The sequence below is a fragment of the Pandoraea sp. ISTKB genome (assembly GCF_001721285.1).
GTDB classification, from domain to species: Bacteria; Pseudomonadota; Gammaproteobacteria; order Burkholderiales; family Burkholderiaceae; genus Pandoraea; species Pandoraea capi.
On the sequence record NZ_MAOS01000020.1, the window covers coordinates 156,966 to 162,965 of the forward strand.

General features: G+C 56.5%; 15 protein-coding genes. All 15 read right to left on the reverse strand.

Going from position 1 to position 6,000, the window contains the following annotated elements; translation table 11 throughout:
* Window positions 1-38: 38 nt before the first annotated feature.
* Entirely contained in the window at window positions 39-338 is a 300-nt protein-coding gene (locus A9762_RS04835; RefSeq protein ID WP_139133095.1) for a hypothetical protein, read from the reverse strand.
* A 69-nt stretch (window positions 339-407) separates the two neighbouring features.
* A complete protein-coding gene (locus A9762_RS04840) occupies window positions 408-791 on the reverse strand; it encodes a hypothetical protein (protein WP_139133096.1) in 384 nt (127 codons plus the stop codon).
* A 191-nt stretch (window positions 792-982) separates the two neighbouring features.
* On the reverse strand, window positions 983-1,321 hold the full coding sequence (locus A9762_RS28440) for a hypothetical protein (RefSeq protein WP_139133097.1): 339 nt from the start codon (window positions 1,319-1,321) through the stop codon (window positions 983-985).
* A 30-nt stretch (window positions 1,322-1,351) separates the two neighbouring features.
* Window positions 1,352-1,711, reverse strand: a complete 360-nt coding sequence (locus A9762_RS04845; RefSeq protein WP_069340912.1) for a hypothetical protein — start codon at window positions 1,709-1,711, stop codon at window positions 1,352-1,354.
* An 83-nt stretch (window positions 1,712-1,794) separates the two neighbouring features.
* On the reverse strand, window positions 1,795-2,025 hold the full coding sequence (locus A9762_RS04850; RefSeq protein WP_069340913.1) for a hypothetical protein: 231 nt from the start codon (window positions 2,023-2,025) through the stop codon (window positions 1,795-1,797).
* 102 nt (window positions 2,026-2,127) lie between these two features.
* Window positions 2,128-2,568: a hypothetical protein gene (locus A9762_RS04855; protein WP_139133098.1), complete on the reverse strand. Its 441-nt coding sequence runs from the start codon at window positions 2,566-2,568 to the stop codon at window positions 2,128-2,130.
* Between the two features lie 236 nt (window positions 2,569-2,804).
* Entirely contained in the window at window positions 2,805-3,167 is a 363-nt protein-coding gene (locus A9762_RS04860) for a hypothetical protein (protein WP_069340755.1), read from the reverse strand.
* A gap of 24 nt (window positions 3,168-3,191) precedes the next feature.
* The gene (locus A9762_RS04865) at window positions 3,192-3,596 is read right to left on the reverse strand and encodes a hypothetical protein (protein ID WP_069340756.1); all 405 of its coding nucleotides are present in this window, start codon (window positions 3,594-3,596) and stop codon (window positions 3,192-3,194) included.
* Between the two features lie 17 nt (window positions 3,597-3,613).
* Complete coding sequence (locus A9762_RS04870; protein WP_069340757.1) at window positions 3,614-3,928, reverse strand: hypothetical protein; 315 nt, start codon at window positions 3,926-3,928, stop codon at window positions 3,614-3,616.
* Between the two features lie 32 nt (window positions 3,929-3,960).
* Window positions 3,961-4,584, reverse strand: a complete 624-nt coding sequence (locus A9762_RS04875; RefSeq protein WP_069340758.1) for a DUF262 domain-containing protein — start codon at window positions 4,582-4,584, stop codon at window positions 3,961-3,963.
* Window positions 4,585-4,610: 26 nt separating this feature from the next.
* Window positions 4,611-4,886, reverse strand: a complete 276-nt coding sequence (locus A9762_RS04880) for a hypothetical protein (protein WP_240493437.1) — start codon at window positions 4,884-4,886, stop codon at window positions 4,611-4,613.
* Window positions 4,887-4,934: 48 nt separating this feature from the next.
* Window positions 4,935-5,072: a hypothetical protein gene (locus A9762_RS28835; protein ID WP_170836177.1), complete on the reverse strand. Its 138-nt coding sequence runs from the start codon at window positions 5,070-5,072 to the stop codon at window positions 4,935-4,937.
* Between the two features lie 13 nt (window positions 5,073-5,085).
* Entirely contained in the window at window positions 5,086-5,253 is a 168-nt protein-coding gene (locus A9762_RS28840) for a hypothetical protein (RefSeq protein ID WP_170836178.1), read from the reverse strand.
* 24 nt (window positions 5,254-5,277) lie between these two features.
* Window positions 5,278-5,625, reverse strand: a complete 348-nt coding sequence (locus A9762_RS04885) for a hypothetical protein (protein ID WP_139133062.1) — start codon at window positions 5,623-5,625, stop codon at window positions 5,278-5,280.
* 45 nt (window positions 5,626-5,670) lie between these two features.
* Window positions 5,671-5,820 (reverse strand): hypothetical protein, encoded by a 150-nt coding sequence (locus A9762_RS28845; protein WP_170836179.1) that lies wholly within the window; start codon window positions 5,818-5,820, stop codon window positions 5,671-5,673.
* Between the last annotated feature and the right edge of the window lie 180 nt (window positions 5,821-6,000).

The window sequence follows — 6,000 nt, forward strand, 5'->3', positions numbered from 1 at the left end:
ACTAATGCCGTCATATGGTTCCGATTGGGTTCGATTGTTTAAAAAAGATTCTTTGCACCAAAGAATCCAAGGCCGAGCAAGTAACCAACGCTGATGATCCAAGCCACGGTGGCGACGGGCGTCAGCACGGCTAGCCCCCAGTCAATCATGGTGTCCTGCGCGTCCTGAAGTCGACCGTCCTGATCCCCATGAACCAGGATCCAGGGCAGAACCACCGTCGCCGACCAGACCAGAGCAGTCGCCGCATAGCCAACGTCGACAGCGTGCGAGGCTAACCACGGGCTATATGCTCCAAGAAACTGCGCGTACTCCGGAGTGCTCGCTATCGATTGCGTCAAGTACACCCCGAGTCAGCCGACCAGAAGAATTAGGGCAAAAATCAATGGAGGCATTGTCTTTTTCGCTGGCTAACACTTGGGAGTAACAACGAACCCATCGCCGACCATCAGCTTCAAGCAGTCGGGGCAAACCAGCTCGTTCAGGGGCCTATCGAAGACATCCTCAAGTGAAACATAATGCGCGTCCACCGGTTGCTTTGCGTCCTGGCAAATTGGCGAATCGAAGACGACTTCCGGACTGCCATAGCCGCCGGTCTCGTGTTCCGTCGAGACGTGCATGACACCGCTGACTTCCAGCAGCCCGAAGTCCAATGCACCATCCCCACCGAGAGTCGAACTTCTTGCAAAGAGTCGGTCAGAACTTGCGAGGAAAAAAGAGGGCTCATCGGAGTAAGGGAGGTACACTTTGACGACAAACAGATCGGTTGCCGTCGCGGGAATAGCGGCTTCCAACGCCCCCCAATCTCCTCCCTCACCCTCTGCGTTCTCACCGTACACACGCCAGGCTACTTCACGGGATTGGAACAACGCGTTCGAAGAGACTCCAGTCGTGTTGCAGTGTATGAAGTACCGGGGTGACTTCATAAAATTGTGGTTCTCAACCCGCCCAATGCATCTTCCCACGCCAACCTCCAAATTTCCGATCAGTTTCCTACGCTTCCACGATCTGAGTCGAGGCAAAACCGGATTGCCAGTAGCTGAAGTCCAAGCCAAGAGTGGTAACTTTCCCGCTGCTTCTCGTTCGCGCTTAGAGCGAATGCCTCATCGATGACGATACGGCGATAGCACTGCTCGAACTCCCCATGACTAGCTCGAACTTCTTCGTGCGTTCCAAGCACGACGAGGACGGCTTCCGTTGCACTGTGTGAGCGGAGCACCATATGCTCGCCACCCGGTCCCGTGTAGGTTTGGAGCGCATCTCGACCATGCTTTTCGCAGTAGGCTTCAATTTCTCCATCAAGCTGATGTTGCTCGAATGACACTCTCTGCTCCTGATGTTATGTACGGCTTTCCTATTCGCGGTTGATGGACATCGAAGCGGTCAATCGATCCATCAACCCCGCACGCATTGCCAAATGGAATACGGCGCGCGTGTAAGCCTGTACGTTCGTCCCGGCTTCAGCAACTTGCGCCTTAATATACCGATTCATCGACTCCGGAACGCCGATGACAACCGACACCAATTGATCCAGCGGGTCAATGTTGCTATCCCCGGCCTTTGCACGACGGCGCGGCTTGGCGGCTTCGACGGCCTCATACAGGAGATCGTCGAGGTTTAGCTCACGGGAGATCGCCGTAGTGCCTCCCTCGTGCACCGGCGTCGCTGTTTTCAGCAATGCATCGAGGGCTGCTTTGTCCACCAAAACCTTCATGCGATCATCCTCGCTTTTGCAAAAGGGTTATCGGCAAATTTGCACCGACGATGAATCGAATTCTACCGTAACCGGTTACGGTATCAAGTCTTTTCTTCCAAATCGGGGAGCTGCTGGACCAGGTATTTCAGTGCTGCGCGTCGCGAGCCTTTAAAGGCGGTCTTCGCGAGCGCCTCGAGCTTCGCCAGTTCGCCCGCATCGAGATATGCCTCGACCCGGCCGCCGCCAGCGTCCACGAGCGCCTTGCGCTGTCGCTCGACACGATCCGCGCCCGTGTAGTCGTAGTTCGCCGGGACCTGCTTCTTCGCAACCATCTCTCCACCTGCAATAAAGGCCGCAGATGCGGCCTAAGTCGATTTACGGATGCTCACCAAGTGGGCGTGACGCGCATCCATCAAGCGGCTTTTTCCTTTGTCTTAACTACGCTTCGTCATCAACACTTCGACGCAGCGCGGACACAGGTCAAGGGGCTTGCCATGAAGCTCCTCGAATGCAATGCGCTCATCGTTCTCACTCCACTGCCACCGGTCCGCACACAGCGGATGGTCGTAGAAGCCATCGAAGCCGCCATCTAATTCTTCGGCAACGTGGAAAATGCCAGCAGACTTCAAGAAGCACATCGGAGCTTCTTCGCCTCCAGTGCTGAGCGGGTACAACAGTCGATCGTCCGTCGCTAACCCAAACACCGCCTCCCCGTAAGTCTCACCGGACACGGCAAAAATGAGGCCGTGTGCAAGCACTTTGCGAATCACCCTGACGTGCGTGCTTTGTTTCGGCACAGTTTCACGCAGTGCCTTTCCCTCGCCACTGTCGTAGGCGTCCCACGCTTCGGCCGAATTGATAAAAAGCGGAGGCATGGACCAACCAGAAGTGTCGTCGTGAATGAAGTACCGGACCAGCTCTGTCTCTCGATACTCAACGCGCCCCAATATACGTCCCATCGTTGTCCTCTTTTTACTGCTCCTTAAAGTCGTCTTGCTTCAGATCCACACGAGGTTGCTGTCAGCCATGCCCCCCGATCCGAGCCAGTTCGCACTAGAGCCTAGGCTCGTCGGGACAACCTTCAAATTTTTCATGACCATTTTTCGTTGTCTTACCGGGCACCCTTGAGGACGGCACGAATAGCCGCACGATGGTCCTTGTAATGCTCATCAACGTTACGCATGGACAGACACTTCGCGACCATGCTTGAGGACGCGCCGAAATGAAGCTGCAGCGCGTCCGCAGCATCGGCACGATGAAAACATGCAGGTTCGCTCGAGACGATATCTCCCTCGGCGTCGTGCATGTCTACCCAAACCTCGCCGTCCTCCATGTCTTGCCCGTTGTTCGGCAGCGACCGATCATCTGCGAGCGCGGCAGCGAGCATCTGTTTGCCTTCTGACTCGGTGACCCCAGATTCCATCACGTCCAACAGTTCGCCATTGCGGGCCACTTTCACTACCATTTTGAACATTTTGACTCCTTCAGTTCTTCCTGCTCAGTGGAGGGGCACACGACCGTCGTTTGCGACACGGGTGAGCACCTGGAGGAATGCCTGCCCGATCCGCACATCGACGACAGAAGCGCCCTTGCGATACCGCACCTCGTCTAGCACTCTGAACGTCGCGATTGCTGACTCCCCGGCGATCTTCAAACTGCGGCTCTGCCGGAGGAGGCCCGCGAGGACCACTTCCGCGCCATTCATAAGCATCTGTTGAACATTCGGTGCTAGCCGCTCTTCTGGCTCAAGGTCGGACTCGATCACGCTCGCGAGTGCTGCCATAGAGACCGTAGTTAGGGCGTAGGGCTTCGCCTCTCGACGCTCTCGCAAAATCGCAGCAACGAATCGTTGCTCGTCGACGCCCAACCCAAGGGCTTCTGAAAGAATCAACAGTGCAGTCATTGAAAATTTTCCCGTGGTTATTTGAGGCCGTGTTCTCGGAGCACGAAATTGAGCGCAGCGCTCGAATAATCGTCACCGCATTCGACGTCAAGTTTCCCGTCGGATTCAAGCTTCCGGCCAAGTTCGGCCAATCGAAGCATCTGGGGGATCAGCTTGCGCAGCGCAGCCATATTGGTGCAGGCTGCGTTGATGTCCTTCGCGAATTGGTCGAGCGTCTTAGACTTGTCGATCGCGAAAGGTGCAGGTCGGTCCACGCCGTCCTTTTCAGACTGGAGTGATTGGCACAGCGCAAGTAGTTCCAGTCCTCGGTCGATTTGTGCAGTGTGGTCCATGTCCCTCTCTCGTTTTCCTTTTTCCCTAGATATCAATCGCCGTGCACGGAAGAATTCGCCAGCTCACGCAGTTGGCGAACACGCTCAAGCTCTTGTGCGCCATGGACGGTACCGCCGGAGTTGAGGTCGAGGTAGAACTGCAAGAGATCAACCCGATTAGCGAATTCGTACACGGACACCTTCAACGTATAATGCGAAGGATCGAACGGCGAACCCTTCAGTTGCCCAGCACTCAGATCGCCAAACACTCGAAACTCCCCTCCAATGAATTTCCGAATTGCCGTCAGTCGTTGCAATCCGTCGATGCATTGAAATGTGTGAGGTGCAATGTCGCCGGATGCCTGCTCGCTGTTCCAGCCCGGGCAATTGAACAGGATGGATCGCGGCGCGCAGCCCCGTAACAACGACTCTACGAATTTCACGCGCTGTTCGTCGGTCCAGACATGGCCGCGCTGAAAGTCGGGCTCCAACTCCAACACGCCGCCCATCGACATCATGTCCTTGGCCTGTCCGCGCAAGAAGCGTTCCACATGGCTCAACTGGACGTCGACTTCGTATGTCGCCTTGGGCTGGGGCCGCACGAGCGCGTACAGCGCCTTGTGCTCGCCGCTCAGCGACGACCAGTATGAATCCGACAGGCTCCAAGGCTTGTGCATCGCAGTCACGTTCTTTATCCCTCGTTTCAGTGCGCGAAGCGCGCCACGGTGTCGATTACCGAGAAAATCACCACGTAGAAGCCGACCAGCCCGAATGCGGCAAATCCAATCCACTGCTCCGAACCATGCTGGAGTTGGAACAGGCGAGTGAACACCCAACCGGTTCCCCGTGCCATCTTTCGCCAACTGTCGACGTATGCCGTCCTCAGCGAGGGGGCCGGAGACATGACGAACAGCATCAACTGAAGCGGGAGCAGCCCAATCGCCACCTGGACCATCGCCTGGAATACATAAATTGCCATCTGTTCCCTCCATTCTTAGTGCAGGCACAACCCGCGTTTTTCCGTGGCTTAGCGGCCCTGCTTCGCGCGTTCGAAGTCGTCTTTGCGGGCCAACTCCGTATGGCGCAGCATTTGCGCTTTGGTAGCGCGACCGCATGCCCATGCCCGTCCGAGTCGGGCCAGTTCAGCTTTCTCTTTCTGAGTCATAGATGTTTTTCCTCTAGTTTCGTCCGAGTGCCGTATCAAGGGCGCTTTGCGCCTCACGGTGCGCGTCGGCGAGTGGCCCCAGCACCATGCCCCCATAGCCCGCACGCTCACTCAACTCTTTCGCGCGCTGGAGCGCCTTCAGTGCCTCTTTGACCGCCTCGTTCTCCGAAACTTCGTCCATTGTCTTGGCTGTATTCCGATCCGATCAGCTTACGGATGGGTGCGCCGCGATTTCGGCAGACACTTCGGACCATGCGACGAGGTAACCGGGAATCTTGCCGACATCGTCACGAGTCTCGCCCTGATAAACGTGCGTGCCGTCCCTGAGCCTTTCTGCGTACATACAGGCTGCGGCGCGGGTGCGCAGGGCTCCGATTGAGCGCCATTTTCCACCCAGTTCCAGCGGGCGGAATTCGTAGAAGTGCGTCTTGCCAATCTCCCGCATCGGTACCTCGCAATGCCAAGCACCGTCGACCCACTCCATTCGGACAATGTCGCTCTCCCACAAGCCGGGGAGCGCTTTACCGTCTGAACCCTTGGAGCGCTTCAGCATGCGCAGGGACTCTGGTTTCACGAGCATGTTTTCCTTCTTCCCGCGTCAACGAGCAACAATGCGGCCGAAACGCAAGCCAAGTTCGAATACTGCACCGACCATTTCCGCATTACCCGCCTCGCGGAAGGCACGCATCAGCGCAAGCGTCTCTTCGTCCGTCTGATACACCTTGCCGTTTGCCTCGAACTCCATCATCGCGCCCCAAGTAGTTGGATTTTCGGCACATCCGAGCCGACCATAAGTCAGATTATACCGTAACCGGCTACGGTATCAAATCTTTTCTTCTGGTGCAGGGAGCTGCTGCACCAAGGATTTCAGTGCTGCGCGCCGCGAGCCTTTGAAGGCGACCTTTGCGAGCGCGTCTAGCTTCGCCAG

Excerpts from the sequence above, each read along its gene's own strand:
- A9762_RS04855 (WP_139133098.1), bottom strand. The coding sequence starts at position 2,568 with ATGCCTCCGCTTTTTATCAATTCGGCCGAAGCGTGGGACGCCTACGAC.
- A9762_RS28840 (WP_170836178.1), bottom strand. The coding sequence starts at position 5,253 with ATGGACGAAGTTTCGGAGAACGAGGCGGTCAAAGAGGCACTGAAGGCG.
- A9762_RS04850 (WP_069340913.1), bottom strand. The coding sequence starts at position 2,025 with ATGGTTGCGAAGAAGCAGGTCCCGGCGAACTACGACTACACGGGCGCG.
- A9762_RS04865 (WP_069340756.1), bottom strand. The coding sequence starts at position 3,596 with ATGACTGCACTGTTGATTCTTTCAGAAGCCCTTGGGTTGGGCGTCGAC.
- A9762_RS28845 (WP_170836179.1), bottom strand. The coding sequence starts at position 5,820 with ATGATGGAGTTCGAGGCAAACGGCAAGGTGTATCAGACGGACGAAGAG.
- A9762_RS04860 (WP_069340755.1), bottom strand. The coding sequence starts at position 3,167 with ATGTTCAAAATGGTAGTGAAAGTGGCCCGCAATGGCGAACTGTTGGAC.
- A9762_RS04870 (WP_069340757.1), bottom strand. The coding sequence starts at position 3,928 with ATGGACCACACTGCACAAATCGACCGAGGACTGGAACTACTTGCGCTG.
- A9762_RS04880 (WP_240493437.1), bottom strand. The coding sequence starts at position 4,886 with ATGGCAATTTATGTATTCCAGGCGATGGTCCAGGTGGCGATTGGGCTG.
- A9762_RS04845 (WP_069340912.1), bottom strand. The coding sequence starts at position 1,711 with ATGAAGGTTTTGGTGGACAAAGCAGCCCTCGATGCATTGCTGAAAACA.
- A9762_RS04885 (WP_139133062.1), bottom strand. The coding sequence starts at position 5,625 with ATGCTGAAGCGCTCCAAGGGTTCAGACGGTAAAGCGCTCCCCGGCTTG.
- A9762_RS28835 (WP_170836177.1), bottom strand. The coding sequence starts at position 5,072 with ATGACTCAGAAAGAGAAAGCTGAACTGGCCCGACTCGGACGGGCATGG.
- A9762_RS04875 (WP_069340758.1), bottom strand. The coding sequence starts at position 4,584 with ATGCACAAGCCTTGGAGCCTGTCGGATTCATACTGGTCGTCGCTGAGC.